General features: G+C 61.7%; 13 protein-coding genes and 2 rRNA genes. 2 read left to right on the top strand and 13 right to left on the bottom strand.

The genetic code is table 11. The annotated features are described in order from the left end of the window. Positions 1 to 9: 9 nt before the first annotated feature. Together VG99_RS15015 and VG99_RS15010 are read left to right on the top strand one after the other, a co-directional pair. Positions 10 to 1,011 carry an amidoligase family protein gene (locus VG99_RS15015; RefSeq protein ID WP_044501253.1) on the top strand — a complete coding sequence of 334 codons (1,002 nt, stop codon included), beginning with the start codon at positions 10 to 12 and terminating at the stop codon, positions 1,009 to 1,011. Continuing rightward, positions 993 to 1,691 carry a gamma-glutamyl-gamma-aminobutyrate hydrolase family protein gene (locus VG99_RS15010; protein ID WP_044501252.1) on the top strand — a complete coding sequence of 233 codons (699 nt, stop codon included), beginning with the start codon at positions 993 to 995 and terminating at the stop codon, positions 1,689 to 1,691. The genes VG99_RS15015 and VG99_RS15010 overlap by 19 nt, the downstream gene beginning before the upstream one ends. Here the strand turns inward: VG99_RS15010 and recD are convergent. The 13 genes from recD to VG99_RS14945 form a co-directional block, all read right to left on the bottom strand. Further along, on the bottom strand, positions 1,688 to 3,757 hold the full coding sequence (gene recD / locus VG99_RS15005) for an exodeoxyribonuclease V subunit alpha (protein WP_044501251.1): 2,070 nt from the start codon (positions 3,755 to 3,757) through the stop codon (positions 1,688 to 1,690). The two genes, VG99_RS15010 and recD, sit on opposite strands and share 4 nt — an antisense overlap. Further along, a complete protein-coding gene (recB, locus tag VG99_RS15000) occupies positions 3,747 to 7,418 on the bottom strand; it encodes an exodeoxyribonuclease V subunit beta (protein ID WP_044501250.1) in 3,672 nt (1,223 codons plus the stop codon). The genes recD and recB overlap by 11 nt, the downstream gene beginning before the upstream one ends. After that, on the bottom strand, positions 7,415 to 10,894 hold the full coding sequence (recC, locus tag VG99_RS14995; RefSeq protein ID WP_044501249.1) for an exodeoxyribonuclease V subunit gamma: 3,480 nt from the start codon (positions 10,892 to 10,894) through the stop codon (positions 7,415 to 7,417). The genes recB and recC overlap by 4 nt, the downstream gene beginning before the upstream one ends. A 112-nt stretch (positions 10,895 to 11,006) precedes the next feature. After that, positions 11,007 to 12,350 carry a glutamine synthetase family protein gene (locus VG99_RS14990; protein ID WP_044501248.1) on the bottom strand — a complete coding sequence of 448 codons (1,344 nt, stop codon included), beginning with the start codon at positions 12,348 to 12,350 and terminating at the stop codon, positions 11,007 to 11,009. 149 nt (positions 12,351 to 12,499) lie between these two features. Continuing rightward, positions 12,500 to 13,738: a saccharopine dehydrogenase family protein gene (locus tag VG99_RS14985; protein ID WP_044501247.1), complete on the bottom strand. Its 1,239-nt coding sequence runs from the start codon at positions 13,736 to 13,738 to the stop codon at positions 12,500 to 12,502. A gap of 40 nt (positions 13,739 to 13,778) precedes the next feature. Then, on the bottom strand, positions 13,779 to 14,876 hold the full coding sequence (gene nspC, locus VG99_RS14980) for a carboxynorspermidine decarboxylase (protein ID WP_044501690.1): 1,098 nt from the start codon (positions 14,874 to 14,876) through the stop codon (positions 13,779 to 13,781). Between the two features lie 165 nt (positions 14,877 to 15,041). Next, complete coding sequence (locus VG99_RS14975; protein WP_044501246.1) at positions 15,042 to 15,623, bottom strand: outer membrane beta-barrel protein; 582 nt, start codon at positions 15,621 to 15,623, stop codon at positions 15,042 to 15,044. 109 nt (positions 15,624 to 15,732) lie between these two features. Continuing rightward, positions 15,733 to 16,863: a sulfate/molybdate ABC transporter ATP-binding protein gene (locus VG99_RS14970; RefSeq protein ID WP_044501245.1), complete on the bottom strand. Its 1,131-nt coding sequence runs from the start codon at positions 16,861 to 16,863 to the stop codon at positions 15,733 to 15,735. Next, a complete protein-coding gene (cysW, locus tag VG99_RS14965) occupies positions 16,863 to 17,726 on the bottom strand; it encodes a sulfate ABC transporter permease subunit CysW (RefSeq protein WP_044501244.1) in 864 nt (287 codons plus the stop codon). Before cysW ends, VG99_RS14970 begins: the two co-directional genes overlap by 1 nt. A gap of 5 nt (positions 17,727 to 17,731) precedes the next feature. After that, on the bottom strand, positions 17,732 to 18,598 hold the full coding sequence (gene cysT, locus VG99_RS14960; protein WP_044501243.1) for a sulfate ABC transporter permease subunit CysT: 867 nt from the start codon (positions 18,596 to 18,598) through the stop codon (positions 17,732 to 17,734). Between the two features lie 12 nt (positions 18,599 to 18,610). Continuing rightward, the gene (cysP, locus tag VG99_RS14955) at positions 18,611 to 19,633 is read right to left on the bottom strand and encodes a thiosulfate ABC transporter substrate-binding protein CysP (protein WP_044501242.1); all 1,023 of its coding nucleotides are present in this window, start codon (positions 19,631 to 19,633) and stop codon (positions 18,611 to 18,613) included. Between the two features lie 245 nt (positions 19,634 to 19,878). Beyond that, positions 19,879 to 19,994, bottom strand: a 5S ribosomal RNA gene (rrf, locus tag VG99_RS14950). A gap of 147 nt (positions 19,995 to 20,141) precedes the next feature. Continuing rightward, a 23S ribosomal RNA gene (locus VG99_RS14945) occupies positions 20,142 to 23,031 on the bottom strand. Between the last annotated feature and the right edge of the window lie 117 nt (positions 23,032 to 23,148).

The raw sequence follows: 23,148 nt of genomic DNA, 5'->3' as shown, positions 1-23,148 counted from the left end.
GCCTGAAAAATGCCGATATTAGCCGCGCCACCCGCACTGCCCACCCGCAGCCATACCGATCAGGGAATCATGCGCCGCGTTGGGGTGGAACTGGAAATGAACGGCCTGGACATCGACCGGCTTACCGCCATCTGCGGTCGCTATCTGCAGCTGGCGCACCAGATCACCGGCCGCTATGAACGACAGCTGGTGGGCGACCCCGCCGGCGACTGGCGCATCGAACTGGACTTCACGCTGCTGCGGGAGATGGGCCGGGAGCAACGCTCCGCCGACGATCTCGGCGATGACCTGCGCGCCTCGGTGGAGGAGCTGCTCAAATGGGTCACCAACGACCTGGTTCCCCTGGAGCTGATCAGCCCACCGCTACCCATGGACCGCCTGGGCGAGATCGACGGCCTGATCGAGCTGTTGCGCGCCGCCGGCGCCAAAGGCACCTCGGGCAGCCTCGTCAGCGCCTTCGGCATGCAGTTCAACCCCGATCTGCCCAACCTCCAACCCGCCACCATCACGGCCTACCTCAAAGCATTCGCCTGCCTGCACGACTGGCTGGCGCCGCGGGCGCGGTTCAGCCTGACCCGGCGGCTGTCGCCCTTCGCCGATCCCTTTCCCCCGGCCTATATCCGCCAATTGGTAGCGGTTGACTACTGGCCGGATCAGCACCAGTTGATCGCGGATTATCTGCAGGCCAACCCGACCCGCAACCGCGCCCTGGACATGCTGCCGCTGTTCAAGCATCTGGATGCCGAGCAGGTACAGGCGGCTACCGCCGACCCGCTGATCAAGGCCCGCCCTACCCTGCACTACCGGCTGCCGGACAGCCTGATCGATCAACCCGGTTGGGGAATAAGCGCCACCTGGCAGGATTGGCTGCAGGTGGAAGCCCTGGCCGCCGACCGGGCACGCCTCGATGCCTGCTGCCGCGCCTATGGCGACCATCTGGAGCAGGGGTTGGGGCGGCTACTGGACAGCTGGAAGGCACAAGTGGAGCGCCAATGGCTGAGCCGGACCTGAACAGGCCGCCGGTCATTGCGGTAACCGGGCCCACACGCGGCGCCTTCGGGCCGCGCTTTCTGGTCGGCTGTGCCATTCGCTGGTATGGCGGCAAACCCCTGCAGCTGCGCCCCGGCGACCCTTGGCAGGACTATCGTTACGATGGCGTGGTCATTACCGGCGGGCATGATATCGACCCGGTGCTCTATACCGCCGAACCGGAGGTCGTGCCCAAATACGACCCGGAGCGGGATGCGCTGGAAGCTGCGATCATCGATGATGCCCTGGCGCACCGGTTGCCCTTGCTGGGCATCTGCCGTGGCGCCCAGCTGCTCAACGCCCGTCGCGGCGGCAACCTCTACCAGGAGCTGCGCTCCCAGCGTCGCAAGACCTCCAACCGCCGCACTGTGCTGCCGCTCAAGACTCTGGATATCGTTCCCGGTAGCCGGCTCGCCGAGCTGTTCGGCACCGAACGGGCGCAGATCAACAGCCTGCATAACCAGGCCATCAACCAGCTCGGCCAGCAACTGCAGGTGAGCGGCAGGGACCTCGACGGCATCATCCAGTCGATCGAAGACCCGGACCACCCTTTCCTGCTCGGCGTACAATGGCACCCGGAATTCCTGCTGCTGGTGCGCCGCCAGCGCCGGCTGTTCCAGGCGCTGATCGAAGCAGCCATCCAGTTTGCGGCGCGCCGTTAATCCGCCGCCAGATCCAGCCCGCTCACGCGCCGCACCGGCTGCGCCACCGCCGCCTCGAACACTCCGGCGCGGGTCTCCAGCAACGTGAAGTCCCGGCTGGCACGGGTGATGGCGGTATAGACCAGCTCCTTGGTCAACAAGGGGCTGCGGCTTTCCGGCAAGACCAACAGCGCATGGGCAAACTCCGAGCCCTGGGATTTGTGCACCGTCATGGCAAACACCGTTTCCACGTCGGTCAGGCGGCTGGGCAGGACGAAGCGCAGCCGGCCCGTGCCGTCGTTGCGCGGGAACGCCACCCGCAGCACCATCCGCTCCGCCTCCCCGGCATGCAGCGGTCGGTCGCGGATCATCAGGGCGATGCCGATATCGCCGTTCATCAGGCCCAGCCCGTAGTCGTTACGGGTAACCAGTACCGGGCGTCCTTCATACCAGCCCTGGGCCGCCGAGAGCAGCCCCCGACGTTGCAAGAGCCCGGCCAGATGCCGGTTCAGCGACTCCACCCCCCAGGGGCCCTTGCGCACTGCACAGAGCACCTGGAAACGGTCAAAGGCCTCCAGCACCGCCTTGGCCCAGGCTTCCCAAGCCGGATCGTCGGCCGGCAGGTCCGCCGCCGGACGCTGCTGCGCCAGTACCTGGAGGTAGTCGCCGTACCCCGGCAGTTGTGCGGTCGTACCACCCCCGAGTACCAACGCGGCGAACCTGGCGTCATCCAGTCCGGAGGCCAGGTGATTGTGCAGATCGCGGTAGCCTGGCTGACCCAACGTCTGCCGCGCACCCTGGGCATCGCCCCGGTTGACGCAACGGGCCAATTCACCAATGCCGCTGTCAGCACCGAAACGGTGGGAATGGCGCAACATCACCGTCTGCTGGGCGAGGGGATGGCGGCGGGCGTCGCCCGGCTCCAGCCCGGTACCCTTGAGGGAATGACCACCGACCTGCTCCAGCCACTGGCGCGTGTCCTCATCATAACGACCAGCCTCGGCATCCCGGCACAGGTCACCCAGTACCGCACCGGCCTCCACCGAGGCCAACTGGTCCTTGTCGCCCAGCAACACCAGGCGCGCATGGGCGGGTAACGCCACCAGCAGACTGGCCATCATTTCCAGGTCGATCATCGAAGCTTCATCCACCACCAGCACATCCAGCGCCAGGGGATTACCCGCGTGGTGGCGAAAATGCCGGGTGTCCGGCCGGCTTCCCAACAGCCGGTGCAAGGTGGTGACCTGGGTCGGAATCTGCCCCCGCACCGCTTCGCTGACCTGCAGACCTCCGACCTGCCGGCCAATGGACTCGGTCAAGCGGGCCGCCGCCTTGCCAGTGGGCGCCGCCAGGCGGATACGCAGCGGCTGGCCGGCTTCAACCGCCGGCTCCTGCAATAGCGCCAGCAGGCGTACGACGGTGGTGGTCTTGCCGGTGCCGGGGCCACCAGTAATGATGCTGAAGGCGCCGCGGGCAGCCAGCGCGCAGGCGAGCTTCTGCCAGTCGGGCTGCTGACGGCTGTCGGCGAAGAGGCGCTCCAGCCCGGCGGTCAGCCCTCGCGGCAACGGCGGACGGGCCCGCAGTCGACGCCCCAGGGCCGCCACCACCTGGCGCTCGTGGCGCCAATAGCGCCGCAGATACAGCCGCTGCCCATGCAGTACCAGGGGCCGCTCGCAATGGTTGCTGTCCGGCGGCGTATCGACCAGGGGGCTGGTCGCCAAGGCCTGCCGCCAGGCTGCTGGTGTGATGCCCCGCAACAACTGTGAGGGCAGCAGGATGTCGCGCCCCGCCTCCTGGCCTTCGGGCGGCAGGGACAGGCTCAGGTCGGGCGCCGCCAGCGTCGCGTCCAGATCAAGGCAGACATGGCCATGCCCGAGCTGATGGCTGGCCAGCGCCGCGGCCAGCAGTACCAGCGGTTCGGTATCCGGTATCAAGTCCAGCAGGAAGGCCGCCAACGCCCGGTCCAGCGCGCGCAACCAGCCGACCGCCACCCACTGCTCCAGCTGGTGCAGTACATCCGGGGCCGCGGCCGGCTCGGGCTCGCGCTCCGGCAACTGCGCCAGCAGGTCCAGCTGTTCAATGCTCATGTGTCATCTCCCCGGCAAACAACTGGTCCAGCGATTCGATCAGCGCCCGCGGCGGGCGGTCGTGCCAGATTCCCGCGTTGTCCGCCTCGGCGCCGCGGATGAACCAGTACAGCGCTCCGCCCACGTGGCGGTCGTAGTCGTATCCGGGCAAGCGGGCGCGGAGCTGGCGATGCAGCGCCAGCACATAGAAAACGTATTGCAGGTCATAGCGGTGCTCCAGTACTGCCGCCTGCATGGCCGCGGTGGAGTAAGCCTCGGTATCAGCGCCCAGCCAATTGGACTTGTAGTCGATCACGTAGTAGCGCCCGTCCCACTCCAGGACCAGGTCCATATACCCCTTGAACAGGCCGTTCAGACGCTCCGGCGGCAATGGCGGTCGGGGCGCGCCCGGGATAATGGCACGCTGCACCAGCTCATCCAGGGCGCGAACATCCACGCCGCTGGCGGCGAACAGAAACTCCATTTCCGGCTGGTACTGCCCACGGGGCAATTGCGCCAGGCTGAACACCGCCTGACCCCCCGCCAGTGGCAGCGCTCGGGTGATCAGCGCGCCGAGCCACTCACTCAATGGCTTTACCCAATCGGCCAAGCCGCGGCGCAGGCAGCGGGGCCGCAGCCACTGAACACAAGCCTCCGCGCTGGCCAGCTGGGTAAAACCTTCATTGCCGGCCAGCTCCAGTAACCCATGCAGGAAGGTGCCCGGATTGGGGCCGCGGGGGAACCGATGGATGCTGGGTGTTTCGCCCGGCCGCAGCGGCTGGAAGACCGCCCGGCGATCATCATCCACCGCCTTTTGCGCGGCCGGGCTATCCGGTGCGGTGTCTTCGCTGCGGGTGCGCGGGATGGCAGTGTCGTCCGGGCGCAAAGCACTATAGGAGGCAATCCACCAGTGTTCGGCGGGCCGGCGCTGGGGCTGCCGCGCCTGGAGCTGCGGCTGCTCCCGCTGCGGCGCCGCGTAGCTTGTCTCGTCCTGCTCCGGTGCGGGCAATACGGCGATGCCGGGGGCCTGCCAGCGGGCCAACCAGGCGGCCAGATCCCCTGACGCAGATAATGCCTCGCCGCCGCCCAGCAACTGCCCGACCGCCGAGCGGTGCAGCACCGAGGTGCCCTTGTTGCCATAGCGCAAATCAGCCATGCCCAGCCAACAGGCATGTTGCGCCCGGGTCAGCGCCACGTAGAGCAGGCGCAGGTCTTCGGCCAGGCGCTCATCATCGGCACGCTGCACCTGCGCTTCACTGGGTTGCAGCACCACCTCGACGCCCCCCTCACCCTGGATCGCCAGGGGCTTGTCGCCCTGGGTGACCCGGGCATTGCAGATGAAAGGCAAGAACACCAGGGGATATTCCAGCCCCTTGGATTTATGGATGGTAACCACCTTGACCAGGGCGGCGTCGCTTTCCAATCGCAGCACCTGCTCATCCTGGGTGTTATCACCGGGGCGGATCACCAGCTCCTCGAAGTGGCGGATCAATGCCTGTTCACCATCCAGTTCCCGTGCGCCCTGTTGTAGCAGTTCGGCCAGGTGCAGCAAGTTGGTCAGCCGCCGTTCGCCATCGCTGCCGGCCAGCAACTGCGCCGGCAGATCGAAGTCGTGCAGCAGGCGGTGCAGCATCGGCAGTACGCCCTGCCGGAGCCAGATGCGCCGATAATCGCGGAACTGGAAGACCCGGTGCTCCCAGATGCGCTCATCCTGGTTGAGCGCATCCAGCACCTGCCAATCCAGATCCAGCGTGGGGCTGGCCAGCGCGGCCCGCAGCAGCCGGTCGTTGTCCGGCTCGGCGCAGGCACGCAGCCAACGCAGCACGTCGGCGGCTTCGGCGCTCGCGTAGACCGAGTCCTTGTCCGACAGGTAGACACTGCGCACCCCGCGTGCGACCAACTCGTCGCGGATGGCCTGGGCCTCGCGAAAATCCCTGACCAGCACCGCCATGTCCGCCGGGCACACCGGCTGCAAACCCTGCTCCGGGTGCAGGAAGCCGGCCTGCCCCTGCTGGCCGAGATTCAGCAACCGCACCATTTCCGTAGCGCAGCGCCCGGCCATTTCGGTGCGATAGCTGCCGCTGGGCAGTGGCTTGTCACTTTCCAGGTGCCAGGCGCTCAAGGCCGCCGGGGCCTGCCCCTCCACTACCCATTGTTCCCGCCGCCCGCGCGCGCCCACCTGAATGAACGGCAACGGGTTATCGCCGTCGCGGGCAAACAGGAAGGCGCCGCGCCCGGCAGGACGCTCCTCAGCCAGCCGGAACACATGGTTGACCGCGGCGACCATGGATTCGCTGGAGCGGAAGTTGGTATCCAGGTTGTCGTGCCGCCCGGCGGTGGCATGGCGGGCCTTGAGGTAGGTGAAGATATCCGCGCCGCGGAAGGCGTAGATCGCTTGTTTGGGATCACCGATCAGGAACAGGCCATGTTCCGGATCATTGGCCTCGACCCGGTAGATGCGGTCATAGATACGGTATTGCAGCGGGTCGGTATCCTGGAACTCGTCGATCATCGCCACCGGAAACTGCCGGCGGATGACCTCCGCCAGACGCTCGCCATTCACCCCCTGGAGGGCCTGGTCGAGCCGCTCGAGCATGTCGTCGAAGCCCATTTCCGCGCGCCGCCGTTTCTCCTGTTCGAAGCGCTGGCGAATCCACCAGGCGGCATGCCGCAACGCCTGCAGGCCGGGGTCTGGCAGGCAGGCCAGGGCCTCGCGCAACTCACCCATTGCATCCAGTGCCGGGTGGGTCGGCACCTCGCCGGTTTTCCAGCCTTCCGCCAGGCCATCGTAGCTGAGGCGGTGCCAGGCAGAGTCGGGAAGTTTGAGTTCGGTCAACGCCGGATCGGCCGCCCAGCTGCGCAGGATGTCGAACCAGGGGCGATAATAGCGGCCGTGGATTTTCTGCTTGTTCACCGCCCCGGCCTCGAATGCCTGATCGAGCAATTGCTCGAGCTCGTCGGCCCAGCTGGCCCAGGGCTGCTTGAGTTCGGCCAGCCGTTGGCTGCATTGTTCCAGCACCGGTTCGATCAGCTCCTGCAGCTGCTGCCCCGCCGCGTTGGGCTGTTCCCGAAACAGCGCCCGGGCCCGCGCCAGCAGGCTGTCCGGCTGCTGCCATTGCTCTACTACCCAATGCAGCGCTGGGCCTTGCAGGCTGTAGCATTGCTCGCGCCAGTAATCGCGGGCGACGTCCGCCAACAGCTCGCTGTGATCGGTCTCCAGCTGCTGGGCAAAGAGGCTGCCGCTGTCGAAGGCGTGCTCGCGGAGCATGCGCTGACACCAGCTGTGGATGGTCGATACCGCCGCCTGGTCCATCCACTGGGCGGCGATGTCCAACCGCCGGGCACAACCGGCATGCAGCTCTGCCGGGTATTCGTCCAGCAGTGCCTGCAGCAACGGATCCGGATCTGCCAACTCGCCGCGAAACGCCTGTGCCGCTTCCACCAGGCGAGCACGGATGCGGTCGCGCAATTCTCGAGTGGCCGCATCGGTAAAGGTGACCACGAGGATTTCCGGTGGCAGCAACTCGCGCTGGAAACGGGTTTCGTCGCTACCGTGGCCCAGCACCAGCCGCAGGTAGAGCGCCGAGATGGTGAAGGTCTTGCCGGTGCCGGCGCTGGCCTCGATCAGGCGGCTGCCGCGCAACGGGAAGCGCAGCGCCAAGGGCAGGGTCTGGTTGCTCATGCCGGTTCCTCCATGTCCTGTACCAGGGTCATCAACTGGTCACGCCAGGCCTCCAGCAGCGGAGCATAGAGCTGGTAGCTTAGCTCGGGGAACTCGCCCGATTGGCTGAGACTGGCGAAGTCCGGGTATTGCCGCCGCAGCGCTGCGCTTTTGTCGACCTCGCCGGTGGACTTGAACCCGCCTTCGTACACCGCTTGCGCGGCGCTGGTCGCTTTCGCCTCGTTATCCGCCGCCTCGAGCCAGGCGAAGGCGGTCTCCGGTGCGCACGGCAAGGGGCGGTGCAACCCTTCCAGCCAGGCCGCCAACCAGACTTCCATCAGGTTCTGGGCCTGGGGCATGGTCAACGGCTTGAGGTGCAGCGTCGCATCTGCGGCGACAATCCAACTGTGCAGCTGGTGACCACTGGCCGACGCCAACACGTGAATGACCCAGTCGGGTAGCAGCTGGCGCCAACGCAGCGAGCCGCGCTTGCCGAGCCGTTTGCCCGGCACCAGATTGATCCGCGCGAGATCCGCGCTTGCCTGCGCCTGGCGGACACCGCTCAGCCAACTGGTTAGTTGCACCTGATGCTGTCCGGCCTCGAGCGCCAGCGGGTGCTCCAGTATCTCGGGCCAGTCGGCAGCCAATCGGTGGAAGCGCCGCAGCTGATCGCCCAGCGGCAGAACCAGTTGCTCGCGAGCCAGTTCGCCGAAGCCGGCCAGCGGAAAGCAGCCCTGGCCCTGCAGGCGGGTGGCAAGCTGGGCCAGGGCCTGGTCGACATCCTGCTCCACCGGCAACGGCAGACAGGCTTCCAGCAGCCCCTGGCTGAGCTGGTGATGCTGCAGGGCGTCCAAGGCGAAGGGTTCGTGGTCATCGAGGCTGTCGTTGCGCTCATCCAGGAACACCTTGAGCCGGCCGGTGAAGAAATGCCCGGTCGGGTTGCGCAGAAAGCGCTGCAGCTGCTCCACCTCAAGCGGCGCATCGGGCAGCAGATCCGGCAAGCGCTGTTCGGTGGCCGCGGCAGCGGCGCCGGAATGCATGGGCAACCATTCCCGTGCATAGCTGAACAGCGCCTGCGTCCCGGTAAAGTAGGCCTTGCTGAAGGGTTGCAACGGATGCTCCAGGGTCAGCATCGACAGCAGCTCGCTACCATCGGCCGTGCGCCAGCCGCTGCTCAGGTGATCGCGCAACTGGCCCACCAGCACCGATGCGGGACGTTCGCTGTTATCACGGATGCTGCGCCCCACCCAGCTGATGTACAGACGTTCGCGGGCGGACAACAGGGCCTCCAGCAACAGATAGCGGTCGTCTTCACGGCGCGAGCGGTCACCGGGGCGGTAGTCCCGGGCCATCAGGTCGAAGTCCAGCGGCGGCTGGGCCCGTGGGTAATCACCGTCGTTCATGCCCAGCAGGCAGATACGGCGAAAGGGAATGGCGCGCATGGGCATCAAAGTGCAGACGTTGACCGCGCCGGCGAGAAACCGCTGGCCCAGCTGACTCTGCTCGACGCCTGACAGCCAGGCCTCACGGACCACATTGAGCGGCAAGGGGTCGTCCAATTCTACCGCCGCGCACAGCTCCAACCACTGATCCAGGGCGTCGTCCAGCTGGCCCAGCAGGCGCTCGTCGCGCTCATTGGCCGGCAGCAGGAAATCCGCCAGCAACATGCGCAGCCGCTCTCCCCAGGTGGCTATTGGCGCGGGGTCTGCCAATATAGCGCAGGCGTCGTCCAGCGCTTCCAGCAAGGCCACCAGCGGACCGATCAGCGCCGCATCCAGCCCACCCACTTCGTCGTAGGGTTCGATGCCGGAGCAGGCATCGCCCGCCCCGACCGCATAGCCCAACAGCATGCGCCGCAGGCCGAAACGCCAGGTATTGGCTTCCAGCCCCGCCGGCAAGCCCTGGGCGGCGCGGCGCTCGGCATCCATGCCCCAACGAATGCCAGCCCCTTCAATCCAGCGGCGTAGCGTCGGCAACTCGCTCTCCTGGATGCCGAAACGCGCGCGCAGCGCTGGCACATCCAGAAGGCTGAGCACCTCGCTCACCGGCAGCCGGCTGTCGGGCAGACGCAGCAGGGATTCCAGGGCGATCAACAGGGGCTCGATGCCGCGCTGGCCCTGATCGGCCAAGGTGAAGGGAATATGGCGCAGGTCATCCGGCGGGTATTGGCCGAACACCGCCTGCACCGAGGGGGCATAGGTATTGACGTCGGGGACCATGACGATGATATCCCGCGGCCTGAGGCTTGGATCCTCGTTGAACCAGGCCAGCAACTGGTCGTGGAGGATTTCCACTTCCCGCTGCGCACTGTGGGCGAGATGGAAGCGGATCGACTGATCGTCCACCGCAACGGCTGGCCACTGCTCGCGGGTTTCGGCCAGGGGCCGCAGGTCCAGGATATCGGACTGCAACTGACCGAGCAGGTGGCCGGTATCCGGTTCGTCGAACAGGTCGATGCGCCCGCCACTGATCGCCTGGAACTGGGCCTCGTAGCTGGCGCGGTCATCGTGGCTGTCGAGCAGGTTGATATAGTCGCGGCCCTGCTTGCCCCAGGCCGCGAGCAGTGGATGCGCGTGCTGGTGCAAACTGTCGTCATCCAGCTCCAGCGGCATGCCGGGGCGGCGCTGCTGGCGCTGATACTGGTGCCGCAGCAGGTCCTGGTCGCCGACGATATTGCCCCAGTGGTGCTGGCAGGGATTGAGCACGCAGAGCAGCACCTGGCTGAACCGGCCGATGGCGGCCAGCGCCTCCAGCATCTGCGCCGGCAGGGAGGAGATACCGAAGACGATGACCCGCCGCGGCAGGCCCGCGGGCCGCTCATCCAGCTCGGCGAGGCGCCGGATGAAGCGGGGATGGATACCGGCGCGGCTGTCTGCCAGTCGGGCCGCACCAACATCCTCCAGCAGGGCGCGCCACAGTGCCGGCTGCCAGCAATCGGCCCGCTCCAGGGTTTTGATGCCGTCGCGGGCGTGGCGAATCTGGTCACGCCCCTCGGCCCAGTCACCCAGCCAGTCGGCGCGGTATACCTGATACTGGTCAAACAGGTCAGCCAGTCGCTCGGCCAGTTGATAACGCTTGCGGCAATCCTGGTCGTCGGCCAGGAAGCGCTGCAGGGGTTCAAATACGGGCTCATCCATCACCGCTGGCAGCAGCCGCATCAACCGCCAGGTCAACGGGGCCTTGTCCAGAGGTGAGCTGACCGGCACGGTGTCGGCGCCAAGCACGCTACGGTAGGCATCCCAGAGAAAGCGTGCCGGCAGCGTCACGTCAACGGCCGCGGCAATGCCGCACCCGCTGGTCTCATCATCGGTGACGTCTGCCGCCAGCGCCTGCTTGAGCCATTGGGCGATACCGTTGCTCTGCACCAGTATCACGTCGTTTTCCAGCGGCCTGAGCGGGTAACGGGCGACCCAGTTGACCACCAGCTGGCGCAGGCTCTCCAGCCGGTTGCCGTGGATGATCATGAAACCCGGTGCGAGTGAATCAGCGTCGGCCATGCCAGCTCCTGTGCAACTATGGGCGGCCGGCAAGCGCTACCGGCCCGTCAGGGAGATAGTATCAGCCCGCCGCACCCGGCGCGTGGCCACGGAGCGGGAAACACGTGCCTGGTCAGATGACGCTGCCGAGGAAACGGCGCTCCCACGGACTGATCTCATCCATGAAGTTATCCAGTTCCATGCGCTTGCAGGCCAGGTAGCCCTCGATGAACTCCTCGGCGAACATTTCACGCGCCATACCGCTGCGCTCCAGCCGCCGGATAGCACGATGCAGCGTACAGCTCAGCCGCAGATCGTCCGGCACCTCGAACTCGCCCTGGGCCGGCAGATCCGGCTCCAGGCGGTGTTCAATGCCGTACAGCCCCGCAGCCAGGCTTGCGGCCACGGCCAGGTAAGGGTTGGCATCGGCGCCGGGCACGCGGTTCTCCACCCGCCGCGCATCCGGCTCGCTGGCCGGCACCCGCAGCCCGGTGCGACGGTTGTCATTGGACCAGCAGAGGTTGTTCGGCGAGGCGTAGACGTGGCAATAGCGCTGGTAGGAATTGATATTTGGGGCCAGCAACAGGATCAGGTCGCCCAGGTGGGCCTGGAGCCCGCCCAGGTAATGACGAAACTCTGCTGACGCTTCCTGGTTGGCTGCAGTAAAAATGTTGCGCCCTGCCTGATCCACGACGCTCTGATGGATATGCATCGACGAACCCGGCATGCGGGATAACGGCTTGGCCATGCAGACGGCAATCAGGCCGTGCTTGAGCGCGACTTCGTGCAGCAGGTACTTGAACAGGAAGGTCTGGTCGGCGATCAGCAGCGGATCATCATGGGTGAAATTCACCTCGTACTGGCTGAGCCCCATTTCATGCATCACCGCCTCGCAGGGAATACCCACTGCCGCCATGCTGCTCTTGAGTTCGGTGAAGAAGGGTTGCAGGCCGGTCACCGACCCCACCGCAAACGCCTGGTTACCCACTTCCCGGCGCCCATCCAACCCGACCGGCGGGCGAAACGGCTGCAGCACGTCGGCATTATGCTCGAACAGGTAGAACTCCATCTCGGTGGCCACCTTCGGCGACCAGCCACGGGCCTCATACCGCTCTACCACCTGCCGCAGCATGCTGCGCGATGACAGCCTGGCGGGGGTGCCATCCATCTCCACCGCTTCGCACAGGGCCAGCGCCCGTGGCGTCGCGCTCCAGGGCGTCCGGTGCAATTGGCCCGGGATCGGCCGGAGGATGAAATCGCTGTCATCGTAGCCGTAGTAACGGGGGTCGGGATACTCGCCGGTCAGGCACTGGGTCAATACCCCGTGGGCCATCTGCACCCGCCGCCCATTGATGACGTTGCGGGCATGGATGACTTTGCCGCGGGGGATTCCGTTCATATCGGGAATCACGAACTCGACCTCGCCAATACCGTCCAGGCGTTGGGCCAATGTGGGATCTGCGGATAGTGAGGTCATGGAAACGCCCTGTTGCGACAGCAGCCTGCCCGAAAAGGGGACGATATTACCCCATCGGCCCGGCGCTGAATAATCGTGCGGTCGATTGGCGAGGCCGCAGACAAAAAAATCCCCGGCCATGGCCGGGGACTGTCGGTGTCGACCCGCTGTCAGAAACTCAGCGGGTGGTCGCCCTGCTCGTCCTTGATCCGGGTCGGCAGACCCATCTCGTTGAGCAGATTGATAAAGGGCTTGCAGTCCAGCTCTTCGACGTTGACCATCTTCTGCACATCCCACTCGCCCTGGGCGATCAGAATGGCAGCGGCCACTGGCGGGACACCCGCCGTGTAGGAAATACCTTGGCTGCCGACTTCCTGGTAGGCCTCGGCATGGTCGGCGACGTTATAGATGAACACCTCCTTGTCCACGCCGTCCTTCTTGCCCTTGACCAGATCACCGATGCAGGTCTTGCCCTGGTAGTTCGGCGCCAGGGACGAAGGATCAGGCAGCACCGCCTTGACGACCTTCAGCGGCACCACTTCCAGTCCTTCAGCGGTAGTCACCGGTTTCTCGGACAGCAGCCCAAGGTTCTTCAGCACGGTGAAGACATTGATGTAATGCTCGCCAAAGCCCATCCAGAAGCGGATGTTGGGTACATCCAGATTCTTCGATAGCGAGTGCAATTCATCATGTCCGGTCATGTAGCTGGTCTGCTCACCGACGACCGGCAGGTCATCCGTGCGCTTGACCTCGAACATCTTGTTGCTGGTCCACTGACTGTTCTGCCAGGACCAGACCTGACCGGTGAATTCGCGGAAGTTGATTTCGGGATCGAAATTGGTCGCGAAATAGTGCCCGTGGCTACCGGCGTTGATATCGATGATGTCGATATCGCTGACGCTGTCGAAATACTCATTCACGGCGATGGCCGCGTAGGCATTGACCACGCCCGGGTCGAAGCCGACACCGAGAATCGCCGTGACGTTATTCGCCTCGCACAACTCGCGGCGCTTCCATTCGTAGTTGGCATACCACGGTGGCGTTTCGCAGATCTTGTCCGGGTCTTCGTGAATAGCGGTATCCAGGTAGGCGGCACCGGTCTCGATGCAAGCCTGCAGTACCGACATATTGATAAAAGCCGATCCGACATTGATGACCAGTTGCGACTGTGTCTTGGCAATCAGTGCCTTGGTTGCCTCGATATCAAGGGCATCCAGGGCATGGGCTTGCAATTCACCGGCAGTTTTCAGACTGCCCTTTTCCCGCACGCTGTCGACGATCTCCTGACACTTCTCGACAGTACGCGAGGCGATGTGGATGTTACCCAACACGTCGTTATGCTGCGCACATTTATGCGCGACGACCTGGGCCACCCCTCCGGCACCAACAATCAGAACGTTTCTCTTCATTTCTCTTCCTCTGAACGCCTCCTTGGGCTAATTCATGACCTCAGGAGAGGGCACTTACAAAATCGTCAAAGCCAAACTCGCGTACCAGTTCTACCTGGCCGTCGAGTTGACGCACCGCGATGGACGGCATCTTCACGCCGTTGAACCAGTTCTTCTTGACCATGGTGTAGCCCGCCGCGTCGATGAATGACAGACGATCACCTACCTGCAGGGGCTGGTCAAACTTGAACTCGCCGAAAATATCGCCGGCCAGACAGGACTTGCCGCAGACCATGTATTCATGGGGGCCATCGCACGGCTCCATCCGCGCTGATTGCCGGTAGATCAGCAAATCGAGCATGTGAGCTTCGATTGAGCTGTCGACCACCGCCAACTGTTTGCCGTTGTACAAGGTATCCAGCACCGACACTTCAAGCGAGGTGCTCATGGTAATGGCCGCTTCGCCTGGTTCCAGGTAAACCTGGACACCGTACTGCTCGGAGAACTGCTTGAGGCGCGCGCAGAACTCATCGAGGGGATAACCTTCGCCGGTGAAGTGGATACCACCACCCAGGCTGACCCACTCAACCTGCTTGAGCAGCTCGCCAAAGCGTTCCTCGATCTGCCGCAACATGCTGTCAAACAGGGCGAAATCACTGTTCTCGCAGTTGTTGTGGATCATGAAGCCGGAAATCTGGTCGATCACCTGCTCCACCTTCTGCGCATCCCATTCACCCAGACGGCTGAAAGGCCGCGCCGGATCAGCGATCAGCCAATCGGAGCTGCTGACCTGCGGATTGAGTCGCAGGCCGCGGGTGTGATTGGCCGAAGCATCGGCAAAACGCCGCAGCTGGCTGATGGAGTTGAAGATGATCTTGTCCGAGTGGGCCAGCACCTCGGCGATTTCGTCATCGGCGTAGGCCACGCTATAGGCATGGGTCTCGCCGCCGAACTTGAGGTGGCCCAGCTTGACTTCATACAGCGAGGAGGAGGTGGTGCCATCCATGTACTGCTGCATCAGGTCGAAAACCGACCAGGTCGCAAAGCACTTGAGCGCCAACAGCGCCTTGGCTCCGGAATGCTCGCGCACGTAGGCGATCTTTTCCATGTTGCGCTGCAGCTTGATCTTGTCGATCAGGTAATACGGCGTCTTGATCACGGTGTCATGGCCCTCGAATCCGCCCGGGGCAAACCGGGCAATACGCAAACGGGCGATTATAGTGCAAAGGGGTCGGTGCTTGGGGAAAATTTGGTGGGTCGCAGGCCTGGTTCACTACCAGGTGTTGCGAGCCCGCCCGGGCCTGGATAGCCCGGGCGGGATGTCTCAGAAGTTGTAGCGCAGGCCGATGGAGGCCAGATCAACGTCCGCCTCACCGGTGCTGTCTTCATCACCTACATCCTGATAGCGCTCGAACTCCGCAACCAGTTCAAATTGAGGCGTAAGCGCATACGTCGCGCCGATCGCGAATGAAGTGACATTACTGTCGTCATCACCCTTCGCGAAAGTGTCACCACCGAGCTTGACCCGCCAGTCAGATTCCATCTGGTGATAGCCTACCTTGCCGTATACCTTGAACCGGTCGAACGGCAAAGAGCCCACAAGGTTAGCGCCAAAGCCCTTGGCACCAATCTCTGCTTTCAGGCCGGGGACGTCGGCGCTGACTTCTCCCAGATCGACGTACTGAAATTCCACACCAATATGTCGGTTGAGCTGTACACCCGCCCCTACCTTGTAAGCCGTAGCCTTTTCATCGGTAGAAAGCCCCATATCTTCGAGATCGGAAAGATCGGTTTCCGATTGGCCAACATTACCAAACAGATAACCATTGATCTGACTATCCGCCGCCTGCACTCCGGTTACCATCAGACCGGACACCAGCACAGCCAAAAGCGATTTGCGCAACATGAAATATCTCCATCCTTTTTATAAGAGCCGCCGACCTGGCAGCCTCCCTTTGACTACATCCGTAGCTGCTGGATAGTAATCCAGGGCGCATTGCGCTGTCACGCTGATATCAGATCATCGCCGCGGGATCGTCCATTTCACCGCTCTGCCACCGAATCGCCCCCGGCGTCCGGTCATCTTTCTCGAATACGTGGGCGACCCCGGGCGCTGCATAACAGAGATCGCCCCGGGCCGGCTGCCAACTATTGAATTGCGCGTGGGTAATACCAACCTCCCAGTGCCCATCGGCATCCCAACCACGGGGAGACAATTCCAGTCGTACTTCGGCACCGACCAGGCTGATGGACTCGATGCACAGCGGCAGATGCGCATGAACCGCGGGGATGCTCTGCAACGCCACCTCGTGGGGGCGCATATAGAGTTGCGCCCGGCCGGTCTGCTCCCGGGAGCCGGGAGGCAGCTTCACCCAGGCGTCCCCCTGGCTCACCCGGGTGCCCTGCTGCTCGCCGGCGAAGACGTTCACGTGACCGAGAAAGTCGAACACGAAGCGACTGTTTGGTTCGGCATAGAGGTGCTGCGGGTTGTCCACCTGCTCGATGCGCCCGGCGCTCATCACCGCGACCTGGTCAGACAGCTCCAGCGCCTCTTCCTGATCATGGGTAACGAAGACACTGGTGAAATGAAACTCCGCATGCAGTGCCCGCAGCCAACGGCGCAGATCCTTGCGGACCTTGGCATCGAGTGCACCAAAAGGCTCATCCAGCAGCAGGATCTGCGGCTTCATGGACAGGGCACGGGCCAGCGCGATGCGCTGCTTCTGCCCACCGGACAGCTGGGCGGGGAAACGATTGGCCAGATGGCCGAGCTGCACCATTTCCAGCAGCATATCAACGCGCTTGCGGATCTCCGCCGCTGGCGGCCGTTCCCGGGCGGGCATGACCTCAAGCCCGAACGCGACGTTCTGCGCTACCGTCATATGGCGGAACAGGGCGTAATGCTGGAACACGAACCCGACCTTGCGCTCGCGCACGTGCAGATTGGTGACGTCTTCACCATGGAACAGGATGCGCCCCCGGTCGGCGGTTTCCAGCCCGGCGATGATCCGCAGCAAGGTGGTCTTGCCCGACCCTGACGGGCCAAGCAGGCCCACCAGCTGGCCATCCGGGATGTCCAGCGAAATGTCTTTCAGCGCCTCGAAGGAGCCGAAATGCTTGGTGATACCTTCGATGGAAATACTCATCAGCGACTATCCGATTGGTCATCGAGAGGGGCGCGTTGCCGGGCTTGGCGCCACTCCACAAAACTTTTCACCACGATGGTGATCAGGGCAATGCCCGCCAGCAGCGACGCACTGGCAAAGGCGCCCACGACGTTGTAATCCTGGTACAGCAGCTCGACATGCAATGACAGGGTATTGGTCTCGCCGCGGACGTTGCCCGAAACCACGGAGACCGCACCGAACTCGCCCACCGCGCGGGCGTTGGTCAGCACGACGCCATAGAGCAATGCCCATTGGATATTGGGCAGGGTAATTCGGCGAAACAACTGCCAGCCAGTCGCGCCCAGCACCACGCCGGCCTCCTCTTCCTCCCGACCTTGCTGCTGCATCAGCGGGATCAGCTCGCGCGCAACGAACGGGCAGGTCACAAAAACGGTCACCATGACGATGCCCGGCCAGGAGAACATCAACTGCACATCCTGGTCCCTCAGCCAACTGCCCAACCATCCATTACTGCCGTACAGCAGCAAATACAGCAGACCGGCAACGACGGGCGATACGGCGAAGGGAATGTCGATCAAGGTGATCAGCGCCTTGCGGCCGGGAAAGTCGAAGCGAGTCACCAGCCAGGCGAGCATGACGCCGAAGACCAGGTTGATGGGTACCGTCAAGGCGGCCACCAGCAGGGTCAGTCCAATGGCGTGTACCGTATAAGTATCCGTCAGGTTTTCCCAGTAATTGGCTCCGCCCGCGGAGAAGGCCTCCATGAAGATGATCACCAGCGGAATGACCAGCATCAAAGCAGTCACCAGCACCGCCAGGAGGATCAAGGACCATTTCACCCAGGGCTGGTCGCCGGCGCGCATTGTCTTGCGTTCGTGCATGGCGTTCACCGTCCGTGCAGGCGGCGCAGATAGCGCGCCTGCCACAGGTTGATGATCAGCAGCAGCGCCAGGGAGGCGATCAGAACCACAGAGGCGATCGCACTGGCGGCGGCATGGTCGAATTCCTGCAGGCGGACGAAGATCATCAAACTGATGATCTCGCTGACATAGGGCATGTTGCCGGCAATGAAGATCACCGCGCCAAACTCACCCAGGCTGCGAGTAAAGGACAGTGCCACACCGGTCATCAGCGCCGGCCACATCGCCGGGAACAGGATACGCCGGAAGACCGTCCAGTCGGAGGCGCCGAGACTGACCGCGGCCTCCTCGTCCTCTGGCGCCTGGTCTTCCAGTACGGGCTGCACAGTACGGACCACAAAAGGCAGGCTGGTGAAAGACATCGCCACGATGATGCCCAGCGGAGTGAAAGCGACCTTGATGCCAAACAGATCAAAGACCTGACCGTACCAGCCATCGGCGGCGAACAGCGCAGTCAGGGTAATGCCCGCCACCGCAGTCGGCAGGGCAAATGGTAAGTCGATCAGGGCATCCATGATGCGCTTGCCGGGAAAATCATAACGTACCAATACCCACGCCAGCAGGAGACCAACGACACCATTGATCAGCGAAGCGATGGCCGCGGCCCAGAGGGTGACCTTGTAGGAGGCGACAACCCGCTCGTCAGTAACGACCGCCCAATATTGCGACCACCCCATATCAGCGGTTTGCATGATCAAGCCGGTGAGGGGCAGCAGCAGGACGATACTGATGAAGAACAGCGAAACGCCAAGGCTCAAAGCAAAACCCGGCAAGACACGCTTGCCGGGTTGGCTGGAACGTCCCGGCTTGAGGCCGGAGAGTAATCGATTCATGTGAAGATGTTTTTACCGACGCTGGAGTTGATCCAGTTTACCACCACTGGCGAAATGTTCCTTCATGACATTCTCCCAGCTCCCGCCGATCTCCTCGACCGGCAGCAGCTCGACTTCCGGGAACTGGTCGGCAAATTCGGCTTTGACCTTCTCGTTGTGGACCCGGTTATAGAACCCGGCGATCAGACGCTGCGCATCTTCGGAGTACAACCCTTCGAGGTAGGCCTTGGCCAGCTCTTCGGTACCGTTGTGCTTCACGCTCTTGTCGATCCAGGTGACCGGGAACTCGGCAAGAAAGCTGATCTTCGGCACCACTACTTCATAACCTTCGTTCTGGGCAGCGATATTATTCACTTCGGACTCGAAGGTCAGCAGAACATCACCAATGCCCCGTTCAACGAAAGTAGTAGTCGCGCCGCGACCGCCGGTATCGAACACCGCCACGTTACCCAGGAAGGTGCGCAGGAAGTTGTCGATCGCCGCCTGGTCATTCCCATAGGTCTTCTGGGCGTAGCCCAGGGCAGCCAGATAGGTGTAACGGCCGTTACCTGAGGTCTTCGGGTTGGGCAGTACGGAACTCACGTCATCGCGCGCCAGGTCGTCCCAGTTCTGGATATTCTTGGGGTTGCCCTTGCGCACCAGAAAAGCCATGGTCGAGTAATAGGGCGAACTGGCGTTGGGCAGGCGGTCACGCCAGTTTTCCGGGATCAGGTTGCCGCGTTCATGCAGGATATCCACATCGGTCACCTGATTATAGGTAACCACATCGGCCCGCAATCCCTGGATGATGGCCTGCGCCTGACGTGAGGAGCCCGCATGTGACTGCTTGATCTCGACAGTCTTGCCCGTCTCCTTCTGCCACTGCTCGGTGAACAACTCGTTATAGGCCGAGAACAACTCCCGAGCGATATCGTAGGAGGAGTTGAGCAGCGTTTGATCTGCCGCCTGGGCATGCCCGAGGGACAAACCGGCACTCAACATCAATGCACCACCCCAACGGCTGGCTCTTTTGAACAGGGAACGGTGATTGGCCATACATCCTCCAGTAGTGGTACATCGCTAAATCGAGGAGAACAGAATAACGAAACCGGTTCTATATAACAATATTATAGTTATACCGATTTGCTTAGCACTCAAAACAATAAGGAATAAGCTGATCGCTGGAAGGCAACAGTAGAATGGAGTCGCAAGATTGAGTTAAGAAGAGTACGCCTTTTTAGTTTCCACGCGCCAAAAGAAACGCCCCGACCTGTTTCCAGATCGGGGCGTTTCGGTATAGCGCTTGACGATGACCTACTCTCACATGGGGAAACCCCACACTACCATCGGCGATGCATCGTTTCACTGCTGAGTTCGGAATGGGATCAGGTGGTTCCAATGCTCTATGGTCGTCAAGCAATTCGTTGCTATGCGGCTGTTAGTCCACACGGCGTAAAGGGTGGGAAAAGTGATAGTGTTGGGACAAGGGGTAACGGTAATCTCGTGCAGTTCCAGACTGTCGTTCAATGCGTCAAGCCATAGGCCCAAATTGTTTGGGTGTTATATGGTCAAGCCACACGGGCAATTAGTACTGGTTAGCTCAACGCCTCACAGCGCTTACACACCCAGCCTATCAACGTCGTAGTCTTCGACGGCCCTTCAGGGGGATCAAGTCCCCGGTGAGATCTCATCTTGAGGCAAGTTTCCCGCTTAGATGCTTTCAGCGGTTATCTTTTCCGAACGTAGCTACCCGGCAATGCCACTGGCGTGACAACCGGAACACCAGAGGTTCGTCCACTCCGGTCCTCTCGTACTAGGAGCAGCCCCTCTCAAATCTCAAACGTCCACGGCAGATAGGGACCGAACTGTCTCACGACGTTCTAAACCCAGCTCGCGTACCACTTTAAATGGCGAACAGCCATACCCTTGGGACCGGCTTCAGCCCCAGGATGTGATGAGCCGACATCGAGGTGCCAAACACCGCCGTCGATATGAACTCTTGGGCGGTATCAGCCTGTTATCCCCGGAGTACCTTTTATCCGTTGAGCGATGGCCCTTCCATACAGAACCACCGGATCACTAAGACCTACTTTCGTACCTGCTCGACGTGTTGGTCTCGCAGTCAAGCGCGCTTTTGCCTTTATACTCTACGCACGATTTCCGACCGTGCTGAGCGCACCTTCGTACTCCTCCGTTACTCTTTAGGAGGAGACCGCCCCAGTCAAACTACCCACCATACACTGTCCTCGATCCGGATAACGGACCAGAGTTAGAACCTCAAAGTTGCCAGGGTGGTATTTCAAGGTTGGCTCCACGCGAACTGGCGTCCACGCTTCACAGCCTCCCACCTATCCTACACAAGCAAATTCAAAGTCCAGTGCAAAGCTATAGTAAAGGTTCACGGGGTCTTTCCGTCTAGCCGCGGATACACTGCATCTTCACAGCGATTTCAATTTCACTGAGTCTCGGGTGGAGACAGCGCCGCCATCATTACGCCATTCGTGCAGGTCGGAACTTACCCGACAAGGAATTTCGCTACCTTAGGACCGTTATAGTTACGGCCGCCGTTTACCGGGGCTTCGATCAAGAGCTTCGCCGAAGCTAACCCCATCAATTAACCTTCCGGCACCGGGCAGGCGTCACACCCTATACGTCCACTTTCGTGTTTGCAGAGTGCTATGTTTTTAATAAACAGTTGCAGCGGCCTGGTATCTTCGACCGGCATGAGCTTACGGAGCAAGTCCTTCACCCTCACCGGCGCACCTTCTCCCGAAGTTACGGTGCCATTTTGCCTAGTTCCTTCACCCGAGTTCTCTCAAGCGCCTTGGTATTCTCTACCTGACCACCTGTGTCGGTTTGGGGTACGATTTCTAGTTACCTGAAGCTTAGAGGCTTTTCCTGGAAGCATGGCATCAACCACTTCATGTTCTAAAAGAACACTCGTCATCAGTTCTCGGCCTTGATTTCCCGGATTTACCTAAGAAATCAGCCTACCACCTTAAACACGGACAACCAACGCCGTGCTGGCCTAGCCTTCTCCGTCCCCCCATCGCAGTAACCAGAAGTACGGGAATATTAACCCGTTTCCCATCGACTACACCTTTCGGTCTCGCCTTAGGGGTCGACTCACCCTGCGTCGATTAACGTTGCGCAGGAACCCTTGGTCTTCCGGCGTGGGAGTTTTTCACTCCCATTGTCGTTACTCATGTCAGCATTCGCACTTCTGATACCTCCAGCCAACTTCTCAATTGACCTTCACAGGCTTACAGAACGCTCCTCTACCGCACATCTTACGATGCACCCGTAGCTTCGGTGTATGGTTTGAGCCCCGTTACATCTTCCGCGCAGGCCGACTCGACTAGTGAGCTATTACGCTTTCTTTAAAGGATGGCTGCTTCTAAGCCAACCTCCTAGCTGTCTAAGCCTTCCCACATCGTTTCCCACTTAACCATAACTTTGGGACCTTAGCTGACGGTCTGGGTTGTTTCCCTTTTCACGACGGACGTTAGCACCCGCCGTGTGTCTCCCGTGCTCGCACTCACTGGTATTCGGAGTTTGCATGGGGTTGGTAAGTCGGGATGACCCCCTAGCCCAAACAGTGCTCTACCCCCAGTGGTGATACACGAGGCGCTACCTAAATAGCTTTCGAGGAGAACCAGCTATCTCCGAGCTTGATTAGCCTTTCACTCCTATCCACAAGTCATCCGCTAACTTTTCAACGGTAGTCGGTTCGGTCCTCCAGTGCCTGTTACGGCACCTTCAACCTGCCCATGGATAGATCGCCCGGTTTCGGGTCTATACCCAGCGACTAAACGCCCTATTAAGACTCGGTTTCCCTACGCCTCCCCTAGACGGTTAAGCTCGCCACTGAATATAAGTCGCTGACCCATTATACAAAAGGTACGCAGTCACCGAACAAGTCGGCTCCCACTGCTTGTACGCATACGGTTTCAGGATCTATTTCACTCCCCTCACAGGGGTTCTTTTCGCCTTTCCCTCACGGTACTGGTTCACTATCGGTCAGTCAGGAGTATTTAGCCTTGGAGGATGGTCCCCCCATGTTCAGTCAACGTTTCACGTGCGCCGACCTACTCGATTTCACGGCAAAGAGTCTTTCGTGTACGGGGCTATCACCCACTATGGCCGCCATTTCCACAGCGTTCCACTAAACTCAATGCCGCTTAAGGGCTGCTCCCCGTTCGCTCGCCACTACTTGGGGAATCTCGGTTGATTTCTTTTCCTCCGGGTACTTAGATGTTTCAGTTCCCCGGGTTCGCCTCACACACCTATGTATTCAGTGTGTGATACCCAGCTTATGCTGGGTGGGTTTCCCCATTCAGAGATCTCCGGATCAAAGGTCGTTTGCCACCTCCCCGAAGCTTTTCGCAGGCTACCACGTCTTTCATCGCCTCTGACTGCCAAGGCATCCACCGTATGCGCTTATTCACTTGACCATATAACCCCAAACAATCTGCTTGCGCTGATTGCTGGCAGCCATAGGTCTTGACATGATTTCACGACAATCCGGAACTTGCACTTGAGATTACAAGTTACCTTAGCCATAACGTGTG

It is taken from the genome of Pseudomonas saudimassiliensis, from assembly GCF_000939975.1.
Classification (GTDB): Bacteria; Pseudomonadota; Gammaproteobacteria; order Pseudomonadales; family Pseudomonadaceae; genus Halopseudomonas; species Halopseudomonas saudimassiliensis.
Note: the sequence above shows the minus strand (reverse complement) of the source record. Positions and strands in the feature narration are given on the sequence as shown.